This is a genomic window from Pedobacter sp. Bi126, from assembly GCF_918698245.1.
GTDB lineage: Bacteria > Bacteroidota > Bacteroidia > Sphingobacteriales > Sphingobacteriaceae > Pedobacter.
The window spans coordinates 20,453-46,869 of sequence record NZ_CAKKMS010000001.1 but is presented as its reverse complement, the minus strand read 5'-3'; the positions used below and the strand labels follow the sequence as shown (position 1 = coordinate 46,869).

The window sequence follows — 26,417 nt, the reverse complement described above, 5'->3', positions numbered from 1 at the left end:
AAGTAGTTAGTATTCTCGAGGCATCGTCATTTCGACCGTAGTGGAGAAATCTTTTAAATTTCATTTAAGTAATTTGGTCCAAAGATCTCTCCATTTCGCTGCGCTACAGTCGAGATGACGACTCTTCTATTGGTATCTGTCAATGATAGCTTAGTCGAATTATTTGTCATCGAGAGAAGAATCGAGGGATAGGAAAGCAATTCCTGCATTTCAATCCACGTCAGTCGCGCTTTCCGCTATAGCCCTCATTTCATTCGGGGCTGCCGCTGCAATCGCGTTTAGATACCTAATGTAGTGCTAATGGGTTACGTTTCCCCTCATGTGTTATTAATCTGCATGCTTTGCCTTATCTGTGGGAACCTATTTTTTTCATCGTGCTTCCTGTCTATTCACCATCAATCCCGCCATCCACTTACCGCCTTACGCCAACTTCCAGTAAATACACCAATTCTTTACCGATTTTGCGCTATTTTTAAGTTCGATGCCTGCTTTATCTTTTAAATTTTAATTTTGATTTAACTACATTCCTAAATTCCCTTTATTATCATGATTATCGAACTAAAAAAGAAGAGAAGCTTATCCATAATAACTTTTAAAGCAATATTTTGCTGTGTTTTATCTTTTCTAAATATTGAGGTAGTTCTGGCCCAATCGCCTTGGATTGCTTTAGGCAAAAAGCCATCTACGCTGGGCCTGGAAAAAGGATTTTCGACTTACAATGCCGGAGCATTCAATCTAAAGCTTGTCAAGTCATCGCAAACGGTAGCGGGCCTACAGCCTAAAATGGTTAAAGATTTCGATTTTGTACCCAGCGACAGTTTAAAAGTGCGTAGTTCAGATGGTTTATATCACTTGGGCGATATCAACTTAAAGTTACGCTACATTGGCGAAGAAGCCTGGAAAAGCTACAGCACAGCCGCAAAACGAAGCCCGGTGAAAAGTATTGCTATGGGTAAAAATGTACTCGCTGCTGCCGATCTTGCTGCAACACTTCCGGCTGATATCCCGCTGCAGGTTAAACGGATGTGGGAAATGTTTAACGGAAAGCTTGTGCTCCGCTTCGAACTGAAAAACAAGACCAATAAAAACGTAGAAATCGGGGCCCTGGGTATCCCGATGATTTTCGATAATATTCTCGAAGGCAGAACATTGGAGCAAACCCATGCAAAAAATGTTTTTTACGATCCTTATATCGGTAAAGATGCCGGTTATCTGCAAGTTACCAGGCTAAGTGGTCATGCACCTTCCTTGCTCGTTGCGCCATTGGGACATACGCCATTTGAGGCTTATAACCCGCTTAATGATGACCGGACGCCAAGAGGGATAGCTTTTGAAGGTTTTTATGAATGGATGGTTTACAGTAAAGCCTATGCAGAAAACGAATGGAAAAATGCCGAGCAGTGGAACACACCGACTTCAACCTCTTTAAAACCTGGCGAAAGCCGAAGTTATGCCCTTCAGTTTATCCTTTCTGGAGCAGCAAAAGATATCGAAAGCAAACTGATCGAAAATAAACGACCAGTAGCGATCTCGGTTCCAGGTTATGTACTGCCTAAAGATGTGGAAGGGAAATTATTTATTAACTACCCTAAAAAGATTAAAGCTATTCAGGTTCAACCCGAAAATGCCTTAAAGGTAAGTGCATTAGGTTCGACCAAAAATGGTTGGAAAAGTTATACTGTAAAGGGAAATACCTGGGGAAGAGCAAGATTGTCTATCACCTATGAAGATGGCTTGGAGCAAAGTATAAATTATAAGGTAATTGAAGCTGAAAGTGATGTAATTGCCAGTTATGGTAATTTTTTAACTACCAAACAATGGTTTAACCAGGCCGATCCTATTTTTAAAAGAAGTCCTTCAGCTATTACGTACGATAATGAAAAGCAACAGCAGGTAACGCAAGACAATAGGGCGTGGATTGCAGGTTTAAGCGATGAAGGTGGTGCAGGTTCGTGGTTGGGGGCAATAATGAAGCAATTGGTGCAGCCCAAAAAAGAAGAAGTTGATAAACTGAAACAATTTGTAGATAGTGTAATGTTTGGGCGGATACAGCTTAAAAATGGTCCTCAGAAATATGGGGTAAAAAAGAGCTTGTTCTACTATGCACCAGATTCGCTCCCTAAAGATACTTATGCCGCAGATATCAATTTTAAAACATGGTCTGCATGGCCCAAAAAAGAAGCTGATAACCTGGGCCGGTCTTATAACTACCCGCATGTTGCGGCAGCCCATTGGGTAATGTATCGGTTGGCGCGTAATTATAGCGGCCTTGTGGAGGAGCAGAGCTGGAAACAACACCTTGTCGATGCCGCTGAAACCGGCATGGCTATGGTTAATATTGCCCCTTATTACGCACAGTTTGGTCAAATGGAAGGCACAGTTTTCTATCTTATCCTAAATGACCTCAAAAACGAAGGGCTAACAGATGAAGCAACAAGGTTAGAAAATGAAATGAAGAAGCGGGCCAACCACTGGCGTTCGCTACAATATCCCTTTGGTAGTGAAATGCCTTGGGACTCTACAGGTCAAGAAGAAGTTTATGTATGGTCGAACTATTTTGGCTACCAGGAAAAAGCAAATGTAACGCTTGATGCGATATTGGCCTATATGCCTGTGGTGCCGCATTGGGCCTACAATGGTAATGCCCGTCGGTACTGGGATTTTCTTTATGGAGGCAAACTTTCGCGTATCGAACGGATGATCCATCACTACGGTTCAGCGCTCAATGCCATTCCTGTATTAATGGATTACCGTAAAAATCCCGGCGATTTCTATCTTTTGCGTGCCGGTTACGGTGGGTTATTGGGCGCGATTTCCAATATCACTCAAGAAGGTTTTGCACCTGCAGCATTTCACGCTTATCCATCAACCTTAAAAAATGACGGCATTACCGGCGATTACGGATCCGGTTTTTTTGGCTATGCGGTTAATACTTCATCGTATATCTTACAGCATCCAGAATTTGGTTGGTTGGCTTTTGGTGGCAACTTGAACAAAACAGGCAATAACGTCAATGTTAAATTAACTACGGCAGCAAAATCATCGGTTTACATTGCTGCTGTAGGACTTTGGATCAGCCTTGATGCGGGTACCATTGATGAGGTAAATTATAATATTGTAAATGACGAAATTCGCTTGAAACTGAGCAAAGCAAATGAATATACATCTACTGCCTTATTGAGGTTGTTACAGCCTGCAAAAATTAATGGCGTTGGTTCTTATGCTGTAAAAGGCAATGGCGTTAAGAAAAGGGGAGGATACGAGTTTCCGCTTGCAAAAGCGCATACAACTGAAATCATTCTTCAAAGATAATATCAATTTTTCTATCGTTTCCGCCCCGTAAACTAAAATTTACGGGGCTTTTTGTTATTAATTAGTGCTGATAATCAATTATATGTATGTTTTATTCGTCTTTTACCTTAATATAAGGTATTCGTATTAATTGTATTTCAGATTATTAAACTTAAATATTCAACTTAATAGAAATGTTTTATAGATCGAAAACCATTGATTTTGTTCTATTTATAGCTACATAATTACTTTATGTTAACTAGTTTAAAATTTAGTATTTTAAAAAGATATATATATTAATAATAATATAGTCCATTTAAATTTAGTAGATCGTCCTCGTTTATAACGAGGATGCATGAGAAAGGCGATTTTATCGCCAATAAAAACGTGCTTATTTGTAAACCCAACTGACGTCTTTCTCGCGCAGGCGGGAATCTTAAAGCTTCAAATATTGCTCATTAACCTTTCTTGATGCATTAAGATTGCCAGTCAAGCTGGCAATGACGGCCAATGCTGAGGATATAGCAAAAGATCTGTCCACATTCTAGGCGCAGGCGGGAACCACAAAGTACTCAGCGGAGCTTAAGCATTACGATTCCCAATCAAGTTGGGAATGACGGAACGACTTATAAATACCCCATGCCATCTATATCTTCGCGGCTAAAAATTGTTAACGCTATCAAAAACTTTCATTAATCACTCTTCCTATGTGCAGATTTTACCTTTCTTCTTCGCTAACCTGAAATTTATTGTGATTTTTGTGCCATAACCATAGCTTATAATTTGCAGATATAAACCATATTTTATCCATTCATTTTAATTCTGATGTAATGAATATGGCTTTTTGGATATTTGCTTAACACATGAAAAATATGTTTGAAAAGAAAGTTTACCTCCAACGAAGAGCAACATTAAAATCAAAGATAAATTCGGGAATATTACTCTTTTTGGGTAATGAAGAAAGTCCGATGAATTATAAGGACAATACCTACCATTTTAGGCAGGATAGTACCTTTTTATACTATTTTGGGATAAGTGAGCCCTCATTGGGCGCTATCATCGACCTTGATGAAGATCAGGTAATCCTTTTCGGTGATGAAATGGGAATTGACGATATCGTGTGGATGGGCAGACAGAAAACACTTGAAGAAAAAAGTTTGGATGCCGGCTTGACCAAAGTTCTGCCTTTAGCGCAACTGGACACTTATCTTAAACAATATCAAGACAAGAAGCGTCAGGTTCATTTCTTACCTCCTTACCGCTCAGAGAATAAGATTAAATTGGCCAGTTGGCTTAATCTACCTGTCGATCAGCTTAAAGAAAAAGCATCTCTAAGTTTTATTAAAGCCGTTGTGGCACAACGATCGATTAAATCTGTCGAAGAAATTGAAGAATTAGACCGTGCAGCAGCAATATCGGCCGATATCCATTTAATGGTAATGCAACAGGCAAAACCCGGCATGTACGAACGCGAACTTGCAGCAAAAATTCAAGGTGCTGCATTGGCTTCGGGCGGTAATTTAGCTTATCCGGTTATTTTAACTGTTCGTGGCGAAATTTTGCATAACCATTATCATGGGAATCAGCTACAGGAAGGTCAATTGGTTTTGAACGACTCTGGTGTAGAAACAGCTTTAGGTTATGCGGGCGATCTTACGCGTACTTTTCCGGTAGGCAAAAAGTTTAGTGCCGAGCAAAAAGATGTGTATGATATTGTACTGAATGCTTACACGCATGGCAAAAATATGTTGGCGCCGGGTGTAAAATATTTAGATGTGCATCTGGCCTCGTGTAAGATGCTGACACGGGGTTTAAAAGATATTGGTCTGATGAAGGGTAATGTAGACGATGCGGTGCAAGCCGGTGCGCATGCCATGTTTTTTCAATGCGGAACAGGCCATATGATGGGCTTAGATGTGCACGATATGGAAGATTTAGGCGAGCAATATGTAGGTTATACAGATGAACTGACTAAAAACACCACCCAGTTCGGGTTGAAATCGTTAAGGCTAGGCAAAGCACTCGAAGCAGGATATGTGTTAACGGTAGAACCAGGTGTTTATATTATTCCCGAATTAATAGACCGTTGGAAAGCCACCAACCAGTTTGCCGAATTTATTAATTACGATAAATTGGAGCAGTTCAGAAACTTTAGCGGCATTAGGGTTGAAGACGATTTTCTGGTTACCGAAAACGGAAGCCGGATGTTGGGTAAACATTTGGCCTTAACCACAGATGAAATAGAAGCGATTAGAAGTGAAGCTTATTAGCAAGGACGGTTATTTGGAATAATTTCTGTTTTTTTTGGAGCACAGGGCTTTTCGGTTTTTTTAAAGGATAGTCCTGCCATCCGCTTTATCCCGATGAAAAAATCGGGATGCCCGCTTCTGTCAGGGCTAGAAAACTAGGATAGAAGCACAGAACCACTGTTAAATAAACCTGATAGAACGGATGCTCCCGATCCTTTATCAGAGCAGGAGGGATAGCAGGGCTGCCATAACCGATGAAAAACTGAAACTGCTTTTCAAATTAATAATACGCCATTTCAATATGATAACCATTAAAAGATGAGAAAATTAACACTTGTAACCTTAACAATAATTTTAGTATTATTCAGTACCATACTTTTTGCGCAGTCGCCAAAGGTTTACACGCTGGCCGATACCTTAAGGGGGAGCTTAAATGCCGAACGTACCTGGTGGGATGTGCAGCGTTACGAACTTTCTGTTAAACCTGATTATAATGATAAAAGTATAAGCGGCTCGAATAAAATCGTATACAAAGTAGTGCAAAATAATAATGGTAGTACCCGCATGCAGATCGATTTGCAGGAACCATTAATTATTGATAGTGTGCTGTACAACGGAAGTTCGAAGGTGAAATTCGAACATGTTGGCAGTGTTTGGTATGTGCATGTTCCGGCGCAAAAGTTATCTGTACTGAATAATGTTCATATTTTTTACCATGGAAAGGTTCACCAGGCCAAAAGAGCACCCTGGGATGGCGGTTTTATCTTCACCACCGATTCGCTTTCGCGCCCATGGATGACGGTGGCCTGTCAGGGCTTAGGCGCTTCAGTCTGGTATCCGAATAAAGATCATCAAAGCGACGAACCTAATCTGGGCGCTTCTTTAACAATGACGGTTCCTGATACCTTGGTAGCAGTAGGGAATGGGCGACTGGTATTCAAGAAGGATAATCACGATGGTACCGTGACTTGTCAGTACAATGTTAAAAATCCGATCAGTAATTATTGCATCATTCCTTACATAGGCAAGTATGTGAATTTTAAGGAGAAATATGCAGGCGAAAAAGGTGCATTAGATGTGAATTATTGGGTGCTTGATTACAATTATCCAAAGGCGAAAACTTATATGCCCGACCAGGTGCATAAAATGATGAAAAGTCTGGAGCATTGGTTTGGACCATATCCTTTTTATGAAGATGGTTATCAACTTATCGATGCTTCGCACACCGGGATGGAGCATCAATCGGCAGTATCTTATGGCAATGGTTATAAGTTTGGCTATAGAGGAAGAGACATGTCGGGCGATGGCTGGGGCTTAAAATGGGATTTCATCATTATCCACGAAAGCGGGCACGAATGGTTCGGCAATAACATTACCACCAACGATCTGGCAGATATGTGGGTGCACGAAGGTTTTACAAATTATAGCGAAACCCTTTTTGTAGATTACATTTTTGGCAATAAAGCCGGTAACGAATACAATTTTGGGATCAGAAAAGGCATCCGGAATGATAGCCCCATTATTCCCCCTTATGGTGTAAATGCGCAGGGCAGTGGCGATATGTATCCAAAAGGAGGGAACATGTTGCACGCCATTAGACACAGTTTAAATAACGACGAGCTTTTTAGATCGATATTGCGTGGGCTCAACCAAACCTTTTACCATAAAACAGTAACTACCGCTCAGATCGAAAATTATGTTTCTAAAAAGGCGGGTTACAATTTTTCAAAAGTTTTTGATCAGTACCTGCGTACCGTGCAAGTTCCTAAATTCGAATATTACCTTAAAGGTGGTAAAGCTTTTTACCGTTATAGCAATTGTGTTAAAGGTTTCAATCTGCCTTTAAGCCTGAAAAAAGAAGGTGTTAAAACGCTTAAAATTATTCCATCGCAAAGCTGGCAACAGGTTGCATTGGCTAAAGGTCAGGATGCGCTTTTTACAAAATCGGGTATCGAATTTATGTACTACCTAGAGGTGAAAAACACAAAATAATTCATTGGAAGTGCTGTTGGATGTTATCATCCGACAGATTTTATTAAAAGGTATTCTTTTTCGTAAGGATGCCTTTTTTGTTATATCTCATTATAGTGCTGTTGGATGTTACCATCCGACAGATTTTATTAAAGGTATTCTTTTTCGTAAGGATACTTTTTTTTGTTATATCTCATTTCTCCTACAAGAGCCTCAGCTTTTCCAAATCAACTGTGTCTGCTTTAAATGGCGCATTTATGACCAATATTGGTTAAAATCCAACAATATTCCCGTAAGCGGATATGCTAACTTTGAGCATCATTTAAATGGGTTTGTTGCTAAATAAACTAGCTGAGTGATGTTTTGGTCAATTAAAACTAAATTTTTGGTTTTAAAAGCAGGCCTTGTTTTCTTGTATATAATTATTAAAAACATAAATTACAATGAGTATTAAATGGACTGGGGTTTTCCCTGCTGTAACAACAAAATTTACGGCAAATGATGAGTTAGATTTTCCGGCTTTCGATTTAAATATCGAAGCGCAGTTAGAAGCAGGTGCTGAAGGGATTATTTTAGGTGGGTCGCTTGGCGAAGCCAGTGTATTAACCGATGAAGAAAAGTTCGGCCTGTTATCGCATACCTTAACTGTTGTAAATGGCCGAGTGCCGGTTTTATTGAACATTGCAGAGTCAACTACCAAAAAAGCAATCGAAGTAGCTAAAAAAGCAGAATCGCTTGGCGCACAAGGTTTAATGTTGTTGCCTCCAATGCGTTATAATGCTGCTCCAGATGAAACTTTAGCATTTTTTGGTGCCATTGCTGAAAGCACAAGTCTGCCGATCATGATTTATAACAATCCTGTTGATTATAAAATCGAAGTAACTTTAGATATGTTTGAGGTTTTAACAAAATATGATAACATCCAGGCGATCAAAGAATCAACGAGAGATGTATCGAACATAACCCGATTAATCAACCGCTTTGGCGACCGCTTCAAAATTTTTACGGGTGTAGATCCATTGGCGATGGAAAGTATCGTGATGGGTGCTCATGGATGGGTTGCAGGTTTAGTAGATGCTTTCCCAAGAGAAACAGTTGCCATTTTCAGACTGATTAAAGAAAACCGCATTGCTGAGGCGCTAACCATTTACCGTTGGTTTTTACCTGTACTTGAGCTGGATATTCATGCAAAATTGGTACAGTACATTAAATTGGCTGAGGTAGCAACCGGATTAGGAACAGAAGCTGTTCGTGCACCCCGTTTACCAATAAGTGGCGCAGAGAGAGAAAAAGTATTGAAAATTATTAATGATGCATTAGCTGTTCGTCCGGAACTACCTGAAGGTAGCTGGGGAAAATAGTTTAAAAACCAAATATGAACGGAAAAAATATTGTAGCCAGCACTTATGTAGAAGTTAATGAAAGAAGCCTTAAAGCTGTTAATCCCGCAACGGGATTAACGCTTGACGGTGAATTTTTTAAAGCGAACGATAGCCTTGTTAATGATGCCTTAACATCGGCAACATCGGCTTTCCAAAGCTATAGAAACCTAAATAAAGATCTTAAAGCCGCTTTTTTAAATGCCATTGCCGATGAAATCGCTAATCTTGGCGGGGAGTTGGTAGAAAGGGCTTCGGCAGAAAGCGGTTTGCCTTTAGGTCGTTTACAGGGCGAATTGGGCAGAACCACAGGCCAGTTAAGGTTATTTGCCAATCTGGTTTCCGAAGGCTCTTGGGTTGATGCAATTATTGATACTGCACTGCCTGAAAGACAACCTTTACCACGGCCTGATATTAGACGAATGCTGATTCCAATCGGGCCGGTAGTAGTTTTTGGTGCAAGTAATTTTCCACTTGCTTTTTCAGTTGCAGGTGGCGATACAGCGTCAGCACTAGCTTCTGGTTGCCCGGTAGTAGTTAAAGCACATCCCGCACATTACGGAACCAGTGCAATGGTAGGCGGTGCCATTATCAAAGCTGCCGAAAAAACGGGAATGCCTAAAGGTGTTTTCTCTTTGTTGTATGATGATGGTTATACCATTGGAGCTGGCTTGGTTCAGCATCCATTAACAAAAGCAGTGACATTTACAGGTTCGTTTAAAGGAGGAATGGCCTTGATTAATCTTGCGCAACAGCGCGAACAGCCTATTCCGGTTTTTGCCGAAATGGGAAGCATTAATCCGGTAATCTTTCTTCCCAAGGCAATAGAAAATCAGGCAGAAGAACTGGCTAAAAAATATGCTGCATCAATTACTTTGGGGGCTGGTCAGTTTTGTACCAACCCAGGTTTATTGTTAGCGGTTCAATCGCCGGCACTCGAAAATTTTAAAGCCGTTTTAAAAGAGGCAATTTCAACTATTCCATCTGCAACTATGCTTACCGAAGGTATTGCCAATAATTATGGTAAACTTTCTGTTGAGGTAGTAAATGAAGGTGGCGTTGCGCTTTTATCGGCATCAACAGTAAAAAATAGTGAGCTTCAAAATCAATCAGAGGCGAAAGTTGCTCAGGTAAGCGCTGCTGATTTTATTAAAAATTCAAAACTTCGCGAAGAAATTTTCGGCCCATATTCGTTGCTGGTTGTTGCTCAGGATATTGCTGAACTTGAAAAAGCCATTGATATTCTCGAAGGACAACTTACCGTAACCCTAATGGCCGAAAAACAGGAGCTTCAGCATTATCAAACTTTGGTAAATAAGCTGACTGATAAAACCGGAAGGATTATTTTAAATGGTGTGCCTACAGGCGTAGAAGTTTGTGCCGCTATGCAACATGGTGGACCATTTCCTGCTACCAACGATAGCCGTTTTACTTCAGTTGGTTCAACAGCAATCAACCGTTTTGCAAGGCCATTGGCTTATCAGGATTGGGAACAGGAATTGTTGCCCGATGAATTGAAAGACGGAAACCCTTTGGGTATTTTCAGAACGGTTAACCAGATATTAACGAAATCTCATGAGTAAAACTTTTTTTTGTGTAGATGCACATACTTGCGGAAATCCGGTTAGGTTAGTTGCAGGCGGCGGGCCTCAGCTTATTGGCTCAAATATGAGCGAAAAGCGTCAGCATTTTTTGAAAGAATTCGATTGGATCAGAACAGGTTTAATGTTCGAACCACGCGGTCATGATATGATGTCGGGCAGTATTCTTTATCCACCTCACGATCCAGCCAATGATGTAGCTGTGCTTTTTATCGAAACCAGTGGCTGCCTTCCAATGTGCGGCCATGGTACTATCGGTACCATTACCATTGCTATTGAGGAAGGATTGATTCAGCCCAAAATACCTGGGGTGATCAGAATGGAAGCCCCGGCCGGATTAGTTTTGATTGAATATAAGCAGGAAGGTAAAAAGGTTAAATCGGTTAAGCTGAAAAACGTAGCTTCTTATTTGGCTGCAGAAAATTTAGAAGTAGAATGCCCGGATTTAGGTACGCTTACTTTTGATGTAGCTTATGGCGGTAACTTTTATGCCATTGTAGACCCACAGGGAAATTTTCCGGGACTGGAAAACTACACCGCTTCGCAACTGATTACCTGGAGCCAGACCATTAGAAAACGCATCAACGAACAATATACTTTTGTACATCCTTTAGATCCGACGATAAATGGCTGTAGCCATGTGTTGTGGACCGGTAAAACAATCGACCCTACATCAACCGCCAGGAATGCAGTTTTTTATGGTGATAAAGCCATCGACCGTTCGCCATGTGGAACAGGCACTTCGGCCCGTTTGGCACAATGGTTTGCTAAAGGAAAACTAAAACAAGGAGAAGATTTTATCCACGAAAGTTTTATCGGCAGCAAGTTTATAGGAAGAGTAGAAGAAGTTGTAGACCTGAACGGAATTAAAGCCATTATACCAAGTGTAGAGGGTTGGGCAAAAATTTATGGCTACAATACCATTAAAATAGATGCCGAAGATGATCCATATGCACATGGATTTCAGGTGATTTAGTGAGTTTTAAAAAGCATATCAGCAGTATAAATTAAAAGAATGTCGAAAGTATTAATTATAGGTGGTGGAATAGTAGGTTTAACTTCAGCGTATTATCTGCAGAAAAAAGGCTACGAAGTTACAGTTTTAGATAAAGGAGATATTACCGACAACTGCTCTTTTGGTAATGCAGGGATGATTGTACCAAGCCATTTTGTACCCTTGGCTGCACCGGGTATGATAAAGCAAGGTATCCGTTGGATGTTTGACAGCAAAAGTCCGTTTTATGTTCGCCCGTCTTTAAATGGTAACCTCATTAACTGGGGTTTGAAATTTATGAAACATGCCACGGCAAAACATGTGAGCCAATCGGCAGCTCCTTTACGCGATTTATCGCTACTGAGCAAAAAACTATATGAAGGCTTGGCAAAAGAGCCTGATTTCGATTTCGAATTAACCAATAATGGTATTCTGGCATTTTATAAAACAGAAAAAGCAGGAGAAGAAGAAGCGCATTTAGCTGCAAGGGCAATTGAACTGGGTTTGGATATGGCTGTATTAACAGCCGACGAATGCCGCGCATTACAACCCGATTTAAAATTAGATGTTTTGGGCGCAGTACATTATCGTTGCGATGCACACCTTTACCCAACAAAGTTGATGAATGCTTTGCTTCAATATTTATTAAACAATGGTGTTAAGATAGAACGTGGCAGAGCGGTTGATAATATTGAAACGGCAGGTAATCGCATTATGAAGGTTTTTACGGGCAATACTGCCTGGGAAGCCGATCAGTACGTTTTGGCAACTGGTTCATGGTCGCCTGCTGTGGCTAAAATGGCCGATGTTAAAATATCTTTAATGCCAGGTAAAGGTTATTCTTTTATGGAACCAGAACCTCAGCAACGGCTAACTATTCCGGCATTGCTATGTGAAGCCAGAGTGGCCATAACACCAATGAACGGACAGATTAGGTATGGCGGTACAATGGAGTTAGATAAAATTAATACCCGCATTAATATGCAAAGGGTTAAAGGGATAGTGGAATCGGTTCCAGCATATTTTCCAGATTTAAACCCCGCACTTCCGGCAGAAAAAGATATCTGGTATGGTTTCCGTCCGTCATCACCTGATGGTTTGCCTTACATTGGCAGAAGCGAAAAAAGAGAAAATCTTATTATCGCTACCGGCCACGGTATGATGGGGTTAAGTTTAGGCCCCGCAACCGGTTTGTTGGTTAGCCAGATTGCTTCGGGCATGGCTACTGATCTAAAAATGGAGCCATTTGCAGTAGTTAGATAATATACTAAGGATCCAGTTATTCGAGGAATGTCATCATTGTGAAGCCAATTTTGATTAGACGAAGCAATCTTTACCTATGGTAGGAAAGATTGCTTCGCCGTTTCCTCCTCGCATCTGATAGCTATCGGATGACGCTCGATTTTACACATCCATTACTGGTAAATGATTTGGAACGTAATCCAACAAGCTTTAATGGCTAAGAGGTTGTATCATAAAATGTAATTTACTTCGAATTTGTCACGTTGTCCAAAGGACTCCTACGGAGAGCCTGTCGAAACGCCTTGCAAGACATTTAAAACGGGTGCTTCGACAAGCTACCATTAACTTTGTTTTGCAAGTAATTATTAATCAGCATTTTAACAAATTTGGCGTTCCCATCCAGCTAGGCCATAGTATGGTATCCACGTTCTACTTAAATCCGGCCTAACAAATTTTTCGGGCTGTACTGCCCAGGCCTGCCTGCTGGCTTCGAAAGAAAAATTTTCAGCCGGCAGTTTTTGTTTCTTTTTGATGTCAAAAAGAAAGAGCCCTTCGGCGGCGGCGAGCCGAGGCAAGAATGAGCCTCTGGGCGAAAAAAGGATATGCGTCATTCATATTGATTTTTATCCAATAAATTATTCCTCAGGATCACAATTCTATATTTAGGATGGAGACTCTCGACTTAACTCCGTTTCATCACAATTTCCTCAAAAAACGTCGGTATAGGCTACTAAATCCAAAAATAACAGGCTTTACCTGTTTAGTTTAATCGTTTTAGATCTTGCTTTACAGTAGGTTAACTAAATATATAGTGCTTTACAAGCTGCCTAATTCATCATCAAATCCGTCATATATTATCAAAATATAGCATGATTTTAACCTTATTTGAGTTTTATTGGTTTATTTGAGTTAATATTTATACATTCAATTCGTAATCAAACTCAACCAACTAAACCAAAAATTATGAAAGTATTACCATTTACCATGCTTGTTCCCGATGACAAGAGTGTGATATCGGAACATATTGAACTTCCATATTTTTACCAGTATCTGCACCGACATGATGAATGGCAGATTACTTATATAGAAAAAGGAGAGGGCACGTTAATTGCGGGGAATGACATGCATGCTTTCCGATCGGGCGATATTTTTGTAATTGGGGCAAAACTTCCACATCTTTTTAAAAGCAACCCCGAATATTTCTCTGCTGATAACAATAAAACAATCAAAGCGTGTTCGATTTACTTTAATCCTAACGGTATATTAGCTGCTTTGTTCAATCTTCCCGAAATGAAGATGGCAAGTGGTTTTTTAGCTAAAAACAAACATGGTTTCAAAATTCCTGCTGCATTTACTAAAAATATGGTAGCCAAAATGTTCAATGTTCACCAGGCATCAGGAGTTGATGTGCTGTTTAACTTCCTGAAATTGGTTAACAGTCTTCAGGATTTAAATGAGAATGTAGAATCGTTATGTTCGGATATGTATTCTTCTAACGTAACCGAAAATGAAGGGATGCGGTTGAGTAAGATCATTAACTTTATCACCGAAAACTACAACAATCAAATTTCTTTAGAAGATGTAGCCAATGCCGCGTTTATGACTCCTCAGGCCTTCTGCAGATATTTTAAGAAACATACCGGACATACTTTCGTTTCCTTTTTAAACGAAGTTAGAATTAACGATGCCTGTAAAAGCCTTATTTCGGGTGAGAAAGCCGATTGCATTTCAGGTGTAGCCTATAAAGCTGGTTTCAATAGCATTACCAATTTTAACCGGGTATTTAAAAGCATTATTGGCCAGTCGCCAAGAGCATATATCGATACCTATAATAATGTGAGCAGGGTGAGCTACGTAGGCGCTTAACAAAAAACACTTTTATTTTTCACAAAAAAGCTAGCCATTTTTCAAATGGAGGCAAATGCTATTCGTTAAATTTAACCAACGCTAAATGCAAAACAAATTGAAATTTTTTGCCCTTTTGTTAGTGGTAAGCCTGTTATCAGGTACTTTTGTATTAGCCCAAACTTCAAACGAAAGTTTGTACGAACAAACCAGCGAAATGGGCACGCTGATAGTAGGCTACCAAAGGGATGTAGATGCCATTAACGATTTCTACTATCCTTATTCTGCAGGAGGTACTTATTCTTTCCCGATGACTACTTTTAAAAGCCCGGAACAAAGAAAACGTCTGCAAGACATTAATAAAGATTATTTAAGCAAGTTAAAATCGGCCAAATTTGAAGGCTTTAGCATTTATGGCAAAGTAGATTATATCCTCCTTAAAAAACAGATAGAATCTTCTGTTTGGCTCTTAGGTAAAGAGGAAACAGAATATAATGCCCTGTCGAGATATTTCACCTTCGCCGATGCGATTTATGCACTCGAAAAACTAAGAAGAAGGGGCACTTATAAAGAAGGATCTTTACTGGCTGTCCAGATGACCGAAATTGCGAAACAGATTGACACCCTGAGCCAAAATTTCACAAAGCAAGCAAGCCTCAAACCCGATCAGCTTAAAATGGCAACGGCCATAATCTTAAGTTTAAAACATCGTTTAAAAGGCTTTTATCAGTTTTATATGGATTATGAACCTGGTTTTACCTGGTGGGCACCTAAACCTTACGAAAAGTTAGATCTCGCTTTGACCAACTACGCCAAGTTTTTTAACGATAAAGGAGATCCTGTTGCTGCAACAAAATCAAACAAACCAGAAATTAAGGGAAGTCCCATCGGAAGGGAAGAACTGATCAGGCAATTAAATGCCGAACTTATTCCTTATACACCAGAAGAACTGATTCTGCTTGCCGAAAAAGAATTTAAGTTTTGCGACGAAGAACTTTTAAAAGCATCAGCAGCAATGGGCTTCGGTAAAGACTGGAAAAAAGCGCAGGAAAAAATCAAGAACAGCTATGTACCCTTAGGTAAACAGCCAGAGTTGATTGTAAAATTACAGGATGATGCCTTAAGCTTTATAAAAGCCAACGATCTGATTAATATTCCTCCTCTTGCTGAAGAAACCTGGGGTATGGTCATGATGTCGGCCGAACGCCAATTGGTAAATCCATTTTTTACCGGCGGGCGCGAAATTAGTATTTCTTATCCAACAAATTCGATGGAAGAAGATGATAAGTTAATGAGTATGCGTGGTAACAATCCTTATTTTTCAAGGGGAACGGTACAGCACGAACTCTTGCCTGGTCATCATTATCAATATTTTATCAATAACCGTTATAAAAGCTACCGCGATCCTTTTAAAACCCCTTTTAGCGTAGAAGGCTGGCCATTGTACTGGGAGCTTTTACTTTACGATAAAGGTTTTGCCAAAACTCCTGAAGAAAAAATGGGCATGCTTTTCTGGCGCATGCACCGTTGTGCCAGGATTCTTTTTTCGCTAAACTTTCATCTTGGTAAATGGACTCCTCAGCAGTGTGTCGATTTCCTGGTCGATCGTGTAGGTCACGAACGCGCCAATGCAGAAGGCGAAGTACGAAGATCTTTCAAAGGCGATTATAGTCCTTTGTACCAAGTGGCTTATCTTACCGGCGGTCTTCAGCTATTTGCCCTGAAAAAAGAACTGGTTGATAGTGGTAAGATGAGCTTTAAAGCTTTTCACGATGCGGTGATTAAAGAGAACTTAATTCCTGTAGAAATGATCAGGGCTACTTTAACCAATCAGCCTTTAACCCGCGATTTCACTACCTCATGGCATTTTTACGGCCAACTTAAATAAAAACTCACCAACCATTTGAACCACCAAGCAACAGAACACATGATTGAAAAAGAAACCACACAATTTAAACCCTCACTTAAATTGATGGATGCAACAATGCTTGTAGCCGGAAGTATGATCGGCTCAGGTATTTTTATTGTAAGCGCCGATATTACCCGGAATGTAGGCAGTTCCGGCTGGCTGTTAGTGGTTTGGTTAATTACAGGTTTTATGACACTTACTGCTGCTTTGAGTTATGGCGAATTAAGCGCCATGTTCCCAAAGGCGGGTGGACAATATATTTATTTGAAGGAAGCATATAATCCGCTGATCAGTTTTTTATATGGCTGGAGTTTTTTTACGGTAATTCAAACGGCAACTATTGCCGCAGTAGGTGTGGCATTTGCCAAGTTTACCGCATATCTCGTGCCTGCACTAAGTGAAGATTTGGTAGCCATCGATTTAGGTTTCTTTACCATCTCACCCGCTCAACTATTGGCCATTGGGGTGATTATATTACTCACCTATATTAACAATAGGGGGGTAAACGGCGGTAAAGTGATCCAAACCACCTTTACAGTGGCCAAATTGTTAAGTCTGTTTGGCCTTATTGCATTTGGACTTTTCTTTTTAGATAAAGGAATCTGGAAAACCAACTGGGAAAATATGTGGGTTTTAGGACCGCTATCAGCCGATGGAAATATTGGCTCTTATACCACTTTGGCGGCTTTTGGTGCCATTGCAGCAGCAATGGTGGGTTCGATATTTAGTAGCGACTCCTGGCACAACGTTACCTTTATTGCTGGCGAAATCAAAAACCCTGCACGGAATATTGGCCTGAGTTTAGCCTTGGGAACCATAATCGTAACAGTGCTCTATATTCTTACCAATGTGATGTATACCGGGGTACTTTCACTACACGATATCGCCTATGCTGATAAAGATCGGGTGGCGGTTTCTGCTGCTAATCATATCTTCGGTACAGCCGGTACCATCATTATTGCATTAATGATTATGGTTTCAACTTTTGGTTGCAACAACGGTTTAATTATGGCTGGTGCCAGGGTGTATTACTCAATGGCCAAAGACGGGCTTTTCTTTAAAAAAGTAGGTATACTCAACAAAAATGCAGTTCCTGGTTTTGGGCTATGGATTCAGTGTATTTTTGCTTGTTTATGGTGTATCAGCGGAAAATATGGCGATCTGTTGGATATGATCTCGTTTGTGGTGGTGATGTTTTATATGCTCACCATTTTTGGAATTTTTATCCTTCGTAAGAAACGGCCTGATGCCGAGCGGCCTTACAAAGCTTTTGGCTACCCTGTGCTGCCAATTATCTATATGATAATGGGACTGGCTTTTTGTATCTTGCTGATTATTTTTAAACCTAAATTTACCTGGCCTGGATTAATCATCACCTTAATTGGTATACCGGTTTATTACCTGATTAAAGGAAGTATTGCCCGCCAGGATTCTAAAGCAAAAGAAGCGGTTGATATGAACGGTTAAAATATTGATGTTATTCATCAAAATCTAAAGGAAATCTGAAAAGCCGTAGCACTATATTTACCATAAAAAATCTGTAATGACCACTTATCCAAGCGCTAAAAAAGCAATAGCGATCATCTTATTAAGTTTTGTTTCTTTTCAGCTGCTGGCGCAGCAGGCGGGTTTGCAGCCCTATGCACCAAGTGCTGCTGAAGTGGCAAATGCTTACCAATTATCTACTAAGCTGGATACTGCGTTACGCAATATCCCAACCAACAACGATCTTATTCCCTTTTGGAAAAAAGATGGAAGTGCATTTTGGTACAAAAAGAACCTTCCTAACAGAACATGGGAATATTATTATGTAGATGCTGCAACAGGTAAACGTAAAGCAGCATTTGATAACAATAAACTGGCTGAAAATATAGAAAAGATAACAGGTAAAAAACAGAATCCATTAAAACTTCAGTTTGCTGAATTGTATTTCGCCGATCAGGGTAACACAGCAAAACTAAAAATACAGGATAAATGGTATCAATTAAACTTGAGCGATTACAGTTTAGCGGATACCAAAGACACTACAATTTATCGTTACAATGCCAAAAGACCTTTGCAGCAAAGCAGATCGCGCTGGCAACGGAACCGTGAATCCAGAAAATCGCCTGATGGTAAAAATGAAATCCTCATAAGGGGTGGAAATATATTTGTGATTGATCTGGCTACCAAAGCAGAAACCCAATTGAGTACCGATGGTAGTGCCGATAAACCATATGGCGAATTTGCATGGTCGCCTGATGGAAAAAATATTGTTGCCTATAAAATCGATCCGAAAGAGACTAAAAAAGTACATTATGTATTAAGTTCGGTTCCTGGAACTACCCGTGGTGAATTAAAATCAAGAGAATATGCCCAGCCAGGCGATGACTTTACCGCTTATCAGCCCTATGTTTTTAATGTAGTGGCTAAAACTGCCATTAAAGTAGATGCAGATCCAATTGATTTCTTTGGTGCACCAGAATTGCATTGGCGCGGTAATAACAGCAGGTATTATACCTATGAGAAAGTAGATCGCGGCCATCAACGTTTTAGGGTAATTGAAGTGGATGTTTTAACCGGGAAAACCAAAAATATTATCGACGAAAAAACAAAAACCTTCATTTATGAGCGGCGCATTTATACCCATTACATACCTAAAACAAATGAAATATTGTGGACCAGTGAGCAGGATGGATGGCAACACCTTTATCTGGTTAATGGCATCACAGGAAAACAGACGCTGGTTACCAAAGGCAATTGGGTAGTTAGGGATATCGATAGTGTAGATGTGGTTAAACGTCAGATTTGGTTCAGGGCAAATGGAATGAATGCTGGTGAAGATCCTTATTTTATCCATTATTACCGGATTGGGTTCGATGGAAAGGGACTGGTAAATCTTACACCCGAAAAAGGTAACCATAACCTCAGTTTTTCTCCTGATCGTAAATATTATATAGATACTTATTCACAGGTAAATGTGCCGCCTGTTAGCGAGTTAAGGTTAACTGCGAACACCAAAAAAATAAGCGAAATTGAACATGGCCAATCAGCTATTTACTTGGCTACAGGAGTTAAACTGCCTGAAGTGTTTGTATCTAAAGGAAGAGATGGCATAACCGACATTTGGGGCATTGTTTGCTTTCCTTCAAAAATGGATCCGAACAAAACTTATCCTGTTATCGAAAATATTTACGCAGGTCCTCATGATAGTTTTGTGCCCAAAAGTTTCTTGCCTGCCAGTGAAATGCAGAGCATTGCCGAATTAGGCTTTATTGTAGTACAGATTGATGGAATGGGTACCGCCAACCGATCTAAAGCTTTTCATGATGTATGCTGGAAAAACATAGCAGATGCGGGTTTCCCTGACCGGATATTGTGGATGAAAGCTATGGCGGGGAAGTATCCAAATGCTGATATTTCAAGAGTGGGGATTTATGGCACTTCGGCGGGTGGGCAAAGCTCAACAGGTGCACTATTATTTCATCCAGAGTTTTATAAAGCTGCGGTTTCTGCCTGTGGTTGTCATGATAACCGCATTGATAAACAATGGTGGAACGAACAATGGATGGGCTATCCCGTTGGGCCGCACTATGGAGAACAATCTAACATTACCAATGCACCAAAATTACAGGGTAATCTGTTTCTAATTGTTGGTGAAGCAGATGAAAATGTACCGCCAGAATCAACCTATAGACTTGCAGATGCATTGATCAAAGCAAATAAAGACTTTGATATATTAAGCATTCCGGGTATGGGTCATAGCGATGGCGGTATTTACGGACGGAGGCGTAAACGCGACTTCTTTGTAAAACATTTATTGCATGCCGAACCACCAAACCCAAATTTGTTAGTTCAATAGTCGTTGGTTGATAGGTGATTAGCTACTTTTTTGTTGACTATTTGTTCATTCTAAATTTAATAACATAATCTTTCTCTCGTTCGATCATAAAAAATAATTGTTATTTTGCTGCATTATCTAATCATCCTTTAAACATGTTGCAAAGAATTAAAATATCCAGTCTGTTTTTACTTGTTCTACTGTTCAGTGCGTTTGCGGGCAATGCATCGAAGATAGATTTCTATCAGATCAAAATTTACCACTTGAAAAACGATGCACAAGAAAAAACGGTAGATGATTATCTGCAGAAGGCATATTTACCCGCATTGCACCGTATTGGAATTACAAAAGTAGGCGTGTTTAAACCCATTGTAGGCGATCAGGCTGCGGTTGCAGAAAAGCTTATTTATGTATTTATTCCTTTGAAATCATTCAATGGCGTTCTGGAACTGGATGAAAAGTTAGCCAGAGATAAACAATATGCTATTGACGGTAAAACCTACCTTGATGCAGCTTATACCGAGGCTCCTTACGAGCGATTAGAATCTATTGTTTTAAAGGCTTTTGATGATGCTCCTCATTTTATGCTGCCTAATCTAAAATCGCCGATGAAAGAAAGGGTGTACGAATTAAGAAGTTACGAGGCACCTACGGAGAAATATTTTAAGAATAAAGTTGAAATGTTTAATAAGGGCGATGAAATCGGGTTGTTTAAAAGACTTAATTTTAATGCCGTATTTTATGGAGAAGTAATCGCTGGTAGTCGAATGCCTAATCTAATGTATTTAACCACTTTCGAAAATAGGGCAGATAGAGATGCACACTGGAAGGCTTTCTCCGCAGATGATTATTGGAAAAAGCTCTCAGCAATGCCGGAATATCAGCATAATGTTTCTAAAAACGACACTAAATTTGTTTACCCAACAGACTATTCAGATTTTTAAGAAAGGTAAAAGAAAGACTAAGGCTAAAAGACTAAAGCTGAAAGCAAGGTAAACTAAATTAAACCCTTGCTTCCATGGCAAAAAAATAATCCAATCCAGATAGATCCTGAAACGAGTTCAGGAGGACGACCCCTGGGACCGAGCTATGAAAACTTAATGTCCTTAATTGCTTAATGGTAGAAAAGAAGGTAGATATCTTTTGTGGGCTACTCACAAAAATATTTCATTGTTCTTACATTCAGTCAGAATCAACTGATTCACCGTGTCTTCAAATTTTACAAAATCGAGCGGTTTAAATAAAAAACAGTTGCCCTTATCAAAGGCATCAATGGCCTTGTTGTCATCGGCACTTACAAATACAACAAATTTTACGCTGTTTCGAAGCATTCTGGCTATATCAACTCCTGATATTTCCATTTGGACATCCAGAAATAGGAAATCAATTTTTCCGTATTTCCAAAAGGCGGCCATGGCATCTATTGCATCCGTAAAACTTCCCTTTAGCTGGAGTTTTTCTATTTTGGAAACAAAGTGTTCAAGTGTTTTTATACTCATTTGGCTGTCATCTATAATTACACAGCTATAGGATTGTGATAGAGGGAAATTCATTCGTAGTAAGCAATTTTACAAACACTTACAAAATGCTTGCCATTCGATTATTTTTTAAGTTCATAATGCAAAAACGCTTTGTTTAAAATATAAATAATCAATATTTCATGGTCAAGTAGTGCTAAAAATGAACTATTTGAATAAGATCATTAAGGTGGTAAAATCTGTGGCTAAATGTTCACTCGTCATTTGTTCATTGACTATTGTATTGATCATTAAACATCGATTACAACCTTAATGCCCTAATTTCTTAATGATAAGAAGATTAGTCCGTGAAAGTCTGCGTTTCCATGGCAAAAAGCTGACCAGAAAGATTCTGAAATAAATCTGATAGTTATCGGATCAGAATTACGCAATTTTAGATCCTGAAACAAGTTCAGGAGGACGATCACTGAATCTGTTCTATAAATCGATCTTCTACGACCTTAATGCCCTTAATTTCTTAATCATAGAAAACATCACGCTATCTCTGGTAAAAAATTAGATAGGCAAACGATTGCGCGGTTTTTGTGCCTAAAAACGCACCATTTCCTTTAAGGTGTTTGTTAACTTTATCCCCATAGCAACTAAAATTATCAGCTTGCTGACATAAACACATAACCAAATCAAAATTTAATGACCCCGCATTATTTTCTTAAACATTTTAAAATAACCAACCCCAAAACCCAACCTAACCGCGTTGTTTTGGCATGTGCGTTTTTTTTAATTACTGCTCCGTTTTTTGTTTCTGCTCAACCAGCTGCTCAGAAAACCAATCAGGTAGCCGAAAAGGTTACTAAAGTGCTTGGCGCAAAAAAGATCAATACCACCACAGTAGAAGTGTTGCTTTCTGATAATCAACGTTTAACGTTAGATTTTTACAGCGATCATATTTTTCGTCTTTTCGAAGATCCTACAGGAGGTTTTATACGCGATCCGGAAGCAAAACCAGAAGCCAAAATTTTAGTCGAAAACCCACGCAGGCCAGTTTCAAAACTGGATATTAAAGATGAGCATAATCAACTGTTCATATCTACCGGTAAGATTACCGTTCTTTTCGATAAAAATACTTCGCTGATCAAAATTATCAACCTTGCTACACAAGCCGTTGCTGTGGAAGAATTAGCACCGATTCAGTTCGAAAAAGGAAAAGTAACCCTTAGCTTAAAGGAAAATCCACAGGAGTATTTTTATGGTGGCGGCGTACAGAACGGCCGTTTTTCTCACAAAGGAAAAACCATTTCTATCGAAAACCAAAACAGCTGGACGGATGGGGGAGTAGCTTCACCAACACCTTATTATTGGTCTACTAATGGTTATGCTGTAATGTGGTATACCTTCAGTAAAGGAAATTACAATTTTGGTGCTAAAGAAAAAGGATTGGTAAAATTGGCACATGAAACCGATTACCTGGATGCTTTTTTTATGATTAACGATGGTGCAGTACCCTTATTGAACGATTTTTATCAGCTTACCGGAAATCCGATTTTGTTACCGAAATTTGGTTTCTACCAGGGACATTTAAACGCTTACAACCGCGATTTTTGGAAAGAAGACGAAAAAGGAACTTTATTTGAAGATGGTAAACGTTACAAAGAAAGTCAGAAAGATAATGGCGGTATAAAAGAGTCGCTTAACGGCGAAAAAAATAATTATCAGTTTTCAGCACGTGCGGTGATCGACCGTTATAAAAAACACGATATGCCATTGGGCTGGGTACTTCCAAATGATGGTTATGGTGCAGGTTATGGTCAAACTGAAACATTAGATGGCAACATTCAGAACCTAAAGAGTTTTGGCGATTATGCCCGTAAAAACGGCGTGGAAATTGGGCTTTGGACACAATCTGATCTTCACCCTAAAGCAGAAGTGAGTCCGTTATTGCAGCGCGATATTATTAAAGAAGCGAGAGATGCAGGCGTTCGTGTATTAAAAACAGATGTAGCATGGGTTGGTGCCGGTTATTCGTTCGGATTGAATGGTGTTGCCGATGTAGCGCAGATTATGCCTTATTATGGCAATAGTAGCCGCCCGTTTATCATTTCATTAGATGGCTGGGCGGGTACCCAACGTTATGCCGGGATTTGGTCGGGTGATCAAACAGGTGGCGTTTGGGAGTATATCCGTTTCCACATCCCTACCTATTTAGGTTCGGGTTTATCTGGTCAACCGAATATTACTTCTGATATGGATGGTATTTTTGGTGGTAAAAATCTAACCATCAACACCCGCGATTTCCAATGGAAAACCTTTACACCAATGGAATTAAACATGGACGGTTGGGGCGCTAACGAAAAATATCCACATGCATTGGGCGAGCCCGTAGCTTCGATTAACCGCAACTATTTAAAACTGAAATCGGAGTTGATGCCCTATACTTATAGCGTAGCTAGAGAAGCAGTTACCGGATTGCCCATGATCAGGGCAATGTTTCTGGAATATCCAAATGCCTATACCAAAGGTACTTCAACACAATATCAATACCTCTACGGACCTTCTTTCTTAGTGGCGCCAATTTATCAGGCTACAAAATCAGACGAAAAAGGTAACGATATCCGCAATGGTATTTATTTACCAGAGGGAACATGGATTGATTATTTCACCGGAGAAAAATATACTGGAAACAGCATTCTCAACAGTTTTGACTCGCCGTTATGGAAATTGCCTGTTTTTGTGAAAAATGGCGCCATTATTCCGATGACGAATCCGAATAACAATGTTTCTGAAATCAATAAGGCAAGCCGTATTTATGAATTATATCCTTTTGGAAAAACTTCATTTACAGAATATGATGATGACGGTGCAACAGAAGCCTATAAATTAGGAAAAGGTGCTTCTACTTTAATCGAATCAGCACTGGATCAAAAAAACAATGTCCTGGTTACCATTCATCCTGCAAAGGGCGATTTCGATGGCTTTGTGAAAGAAAAAACAACCGAATTCGTAATTAACGTTACCGAAAAACCAAAAAGGTTAACGGCAAAAGTTGGGAACAGTAAAATAAAATTATCAGAAGTAAACTCTAAAGATGAGTTTTTAAAACAGTTTAACGTTTATTTCTACGATGCAGCCCCGAACTTAAACCGTTTTGCTACAAAAGGAAGCGAGTTTGAAAAAGTGGCAATGGTTAAAAACCCGCAATTGTTGGTTAAACTTCAATCTACTGATATTACCATCAATCCGGTAATACTTAGTATAGGCGGTTTTAAATTCGAGCCTGTAGATAAACAACGGGTATCAACAGGGAAATTAACTGCTCCTGTTAATGCAAAGGTGAGTGATAAAAACAGAGAAGCTTATACGCTTACTCCAAGCTGGAGTAAAGTGAGCAATGCAGATTTTTATGAAATCGATTTTAACGATATGCATTATACTACTATTCGAGATACTGCCTTGTTGTTTGATGGTTTATTTGCCGAAACAGCTTACACCTTTAAATTGCGTGCGGTAAACAAAGATGGCTACTCGGATTGGACCGAAATTAAAGCAACAACCAAAACCAATCCTTTAGAGTTTGCTATTCAGGGTATTGTTGCCGAAACTACGGTAGAAAATCAAGGAGGTTCTGGTATCAATAAATTATTCGATTATGATGAAGGTAATACCTGGCATACCAAATGGGGTGTTAAAGCAGTTCCTTTTGATATGATCATTGATCTGAAATCGATTAATCAACTGGATAAATTCCACTACCTGCCACGCACAGGAAGAGGAAACGGAATTTTATTAAAAGGTAAAGTATTTTATAGCAATAATAAAGAAAGCTGGACAGAGGCTGGTGCATTTGAATGGGCCAATAACGACGAAATTAAAATATTCAATTTTACTGCACATCCTGCTGCACGGTACATCAAAATTGCTGTTGCTGACGGTGTAGGTGGTTTTGGTTCAGGTAGAGAACTGTATGTATTTAAAGTTCCTGGTACCGAAAGTTACCTTCCTGGCGATATCAATAACGACGGTCTAATTGATAAGAACGATTTAACTTCTTACATCAATTATACTGGTTTAAGAAAAGGTGATGCTGATTTTGAAGGTTATATCAGCAATGGCGATATCAATAAAAACAATTTGATTGATGCCTACGATATTTCAGTTGTGGCTACACAACTTGAAGGAGGTATAAAAAATGCTAAAATTGATAAGGTTGCAGGTAAACTGGAAATCAGTACTACTAAACAAGCTTACAACAAAGACGAAATCATCGAAATTAAAGTAAAAGGAATAAACCTGAAATCAGTAAATGCTTTAAGTTTTGCCCTGCCATACAATGCACAGGATTATGATTTTGTAAATGTTCAGCCTTTAAATACCAAACAGATGGATAACCTGACCAACGATCGCCTGCATACCAGTGGCGCAAAGGTTTTGTATCCAACCTTTGTAAACATAGGCAACAAAGATGCTTTAAACGAAACTTCCGATCTGTTTATCCTGAAATTAAAGGCAAAACGCAAACTACAGTTCGGGCTTAAGATTAGTGAAGGCATTTTAGTAGATAAGAATCTCAATTCAGTTAAATTTTAGTTAGTAGTAGTTAGTTTTGCGAAGAGGTCGGTTTTTAACCGGCCTCTTTTTTATTGG

At 39.5% G+C, this 26,417-nt stretch carries 14 protein-coding genes; 13 read left to right on the top strand and 1 reads right to left on the bottom strand.

Going from position 1 to position 26,417, the window contains the following annotated elements:
- Positions 1 to 546 precede the first annotated feature (546 nt).
- The 12 genes from LQ201_RS00115 to LQ201_RS00060 all read left to right on the top strand — a co-directional run bounded on the left by LQ201_RS00115 (position 547) and on the right by LQ201_RS00060 (position 21,245).
- Entirely contained in the window at positions 547 to 3,312 is a 2,766-nt protein-coding gene (locus tag LQ201_RS00115; protein WP_230144275.1) for a DUF5695 domain-containing protein, read from the top strand.
- A gap of 842 nt (positions 3,313 to 4,154) precedes the next feature.
- Positions 4,155 to 5,561 carry an aminopeptidase P family protein gene (locus LQ201_RS00110; protein ID WP_230144276.1) on the top strand — a complete coding sequence of 469 codons (1,407 nt, stop codon included), beginning with the start codon at positions 4,155 to 4,157 and terminating at the stop codon, positions 5,559 to 5,561.
- Positions 5,562 to 5,858: 297 nt separating this feature from the next.
- On the top strand, positions 5,859 to 7,532 hold the full coding sequence (locus LQ201_RS00105) for a M1 family metallopeptidase (RefSeq protein WP_230144277.1): 1,674 nt from the start codon (positions 5,859 to 5,861) through the stop codon (positions 7,530 to 7,532).
- Between the two features lie 422 nt (positions 7,533 to 7,954).
- Complete coding sequence (locus LQ201_RS00100) at positions 7,955 to 8,872, top strand: dihydrodipicolinate synthase family protein (protein ID WP_230144278.1); 918 nt, start codon at positions 7,955 to 7,957, stop codon at positions 8,870 to 8,872.
- A 14-nt stretch (positions 8,873 to 8,886) separates the two neighbouring features.
- The gene (locus LQ201_RS00095) at positions 8,887 to 10,473 is read left to right on the top strand and encodes an aldehyde dehydrogenase (NADP(+)) (RefSeq protein WP_230144279.1); all 1,587 of its coding nucleotides are present in this window, start codon (positions 8,887 to 8,889) and stop codon (positions 10,471 to 10,473) included.
- Positions 10,466 to 11,467, top strand: a complete 1,002-nt coding sequence (locus LQ201_RS00090; protein ID WP_230144280.1) for a 4-hydroxyproline epimerase — start codon at positions 10,466 to 10,468, stop codon at positions 11,465 to 11,467. The genes LQ201_RS00095 and LQ201_RS00090 overlap by 8 nt, the downstream gene beginning before the upstream one ends.
- A gap of 39 nt (positions 11,468 to 11,506) precedes the next feature.
- Positions 11,507 to 12,748, top strand: a complete 1,242-nt coding sequence (locus tag LQ201_RS00085; RefSeq protein WP_230144281.1) for an FAD-binding oxidoreductase — start codon at positions 11,507 to 11,509, stop codon at positions 12,746 to 12,748.
- A gap of 942 nt (positions 12,749 to 13,690) precedes the next feature.
- The gene (locus LQ201_RS00080; RefSeq protein WP_230144282.1) at positions 13,691 to 14,593 is read left to right on the top strand and encodes an AraC family transcriptional regulator; all 903 of its coding nucleotides are present in this window, start codon (positions 13,691 to 13,693) and stop codon (positions 14,591 to 14,593) included.
- An 85-nt stretch (positions 14,594 to 14,678) separates the two neighbouring features.
- Positions 14,679 to 16,460, top strand: a complete 1,782-nt coding sequence (locus LQ201_RS00075) for a DUF885 family protein (RefSeq protein WP_230144283.1) — start codon at positions 14,679 to 14,681, stop codon at positions 16,458 to 16,460.
- 39 nt (positions 16,461 to 16,499) lie between these two features.
- Positions 16,500 to 17,948: an APC family permease gene (locus LQ201_RS00070; protein ID WP_230144284.1), complete on the top strand. Its 1,449-nt coding sequence runs from the start codon at positions 16,500 to 16,502 to the stop codon at positions 17,946 to 17,948.
- Positions 17,949 to 18,024: 76 nt separating this feature from the next.
- The gene (locus tag LQ201_RS00065) at positions 18,025 to 20,322 is read left to right on the top strand and encodes a S9 family peptidase (RefSeq protein ID WP_230144285.1); all 2,298 of its coding nucleotides are present in this window, start codon (positions 18,025 to 18,027) and stop codon (positions 20,320 to 20,322) included.
- Between the two features lie 134 nt (positions 20,323 to 20,456).
- On the top strand, positions 20,457 to 21,245 hold the full coding sequence (locus LQ201_RS00060) for an NIPSNAP family protein (RefSeq protein WP_230144286.1): 789 nt from the start codon (positions 20,457 to 20,459) through the stop codon (positions 21,243 to 21,245).
- A 210-nt stretch (positions 21,246 to 21,455) separates the two neighbouring features.
- Here LQ201_RS00060 and LQ201_RS00055 read toward each other — a convergent pair whose 3' ends face one another.
- Positions 21,456 to 21,854 (bottom strand): LytTR family DNA-binding domain-containing protein, encoded by a 399-nt coding sequence (locus LQ201_RS00055; protein ID WP_230146579.1) that lies wholly within the window; start codon positions 21,852 to 21,854, stop codon positions 21,456 to 21,458.
- Positions 21,855 to 22,469: 615 nt separating this feature from the next.
- Here LQ201_RS00055 and LQ201_RS00050 point away from each other — a divergent pair.
- Positions 22,470 to 26,360: a TIM-barrel domain-containing protein gene (locus tag LQ201_RS00050; protein WP_230144288.1), complete on the top strand. Its 3,891-nt coding sequence runs from the start codon at positions 22,470 to 22,472 to the stop codon at positions 26,358 to 26,360.
- The last annotated feature ends 57 nt before the right edge of the window (positions 26,361 to 26,417 follow it).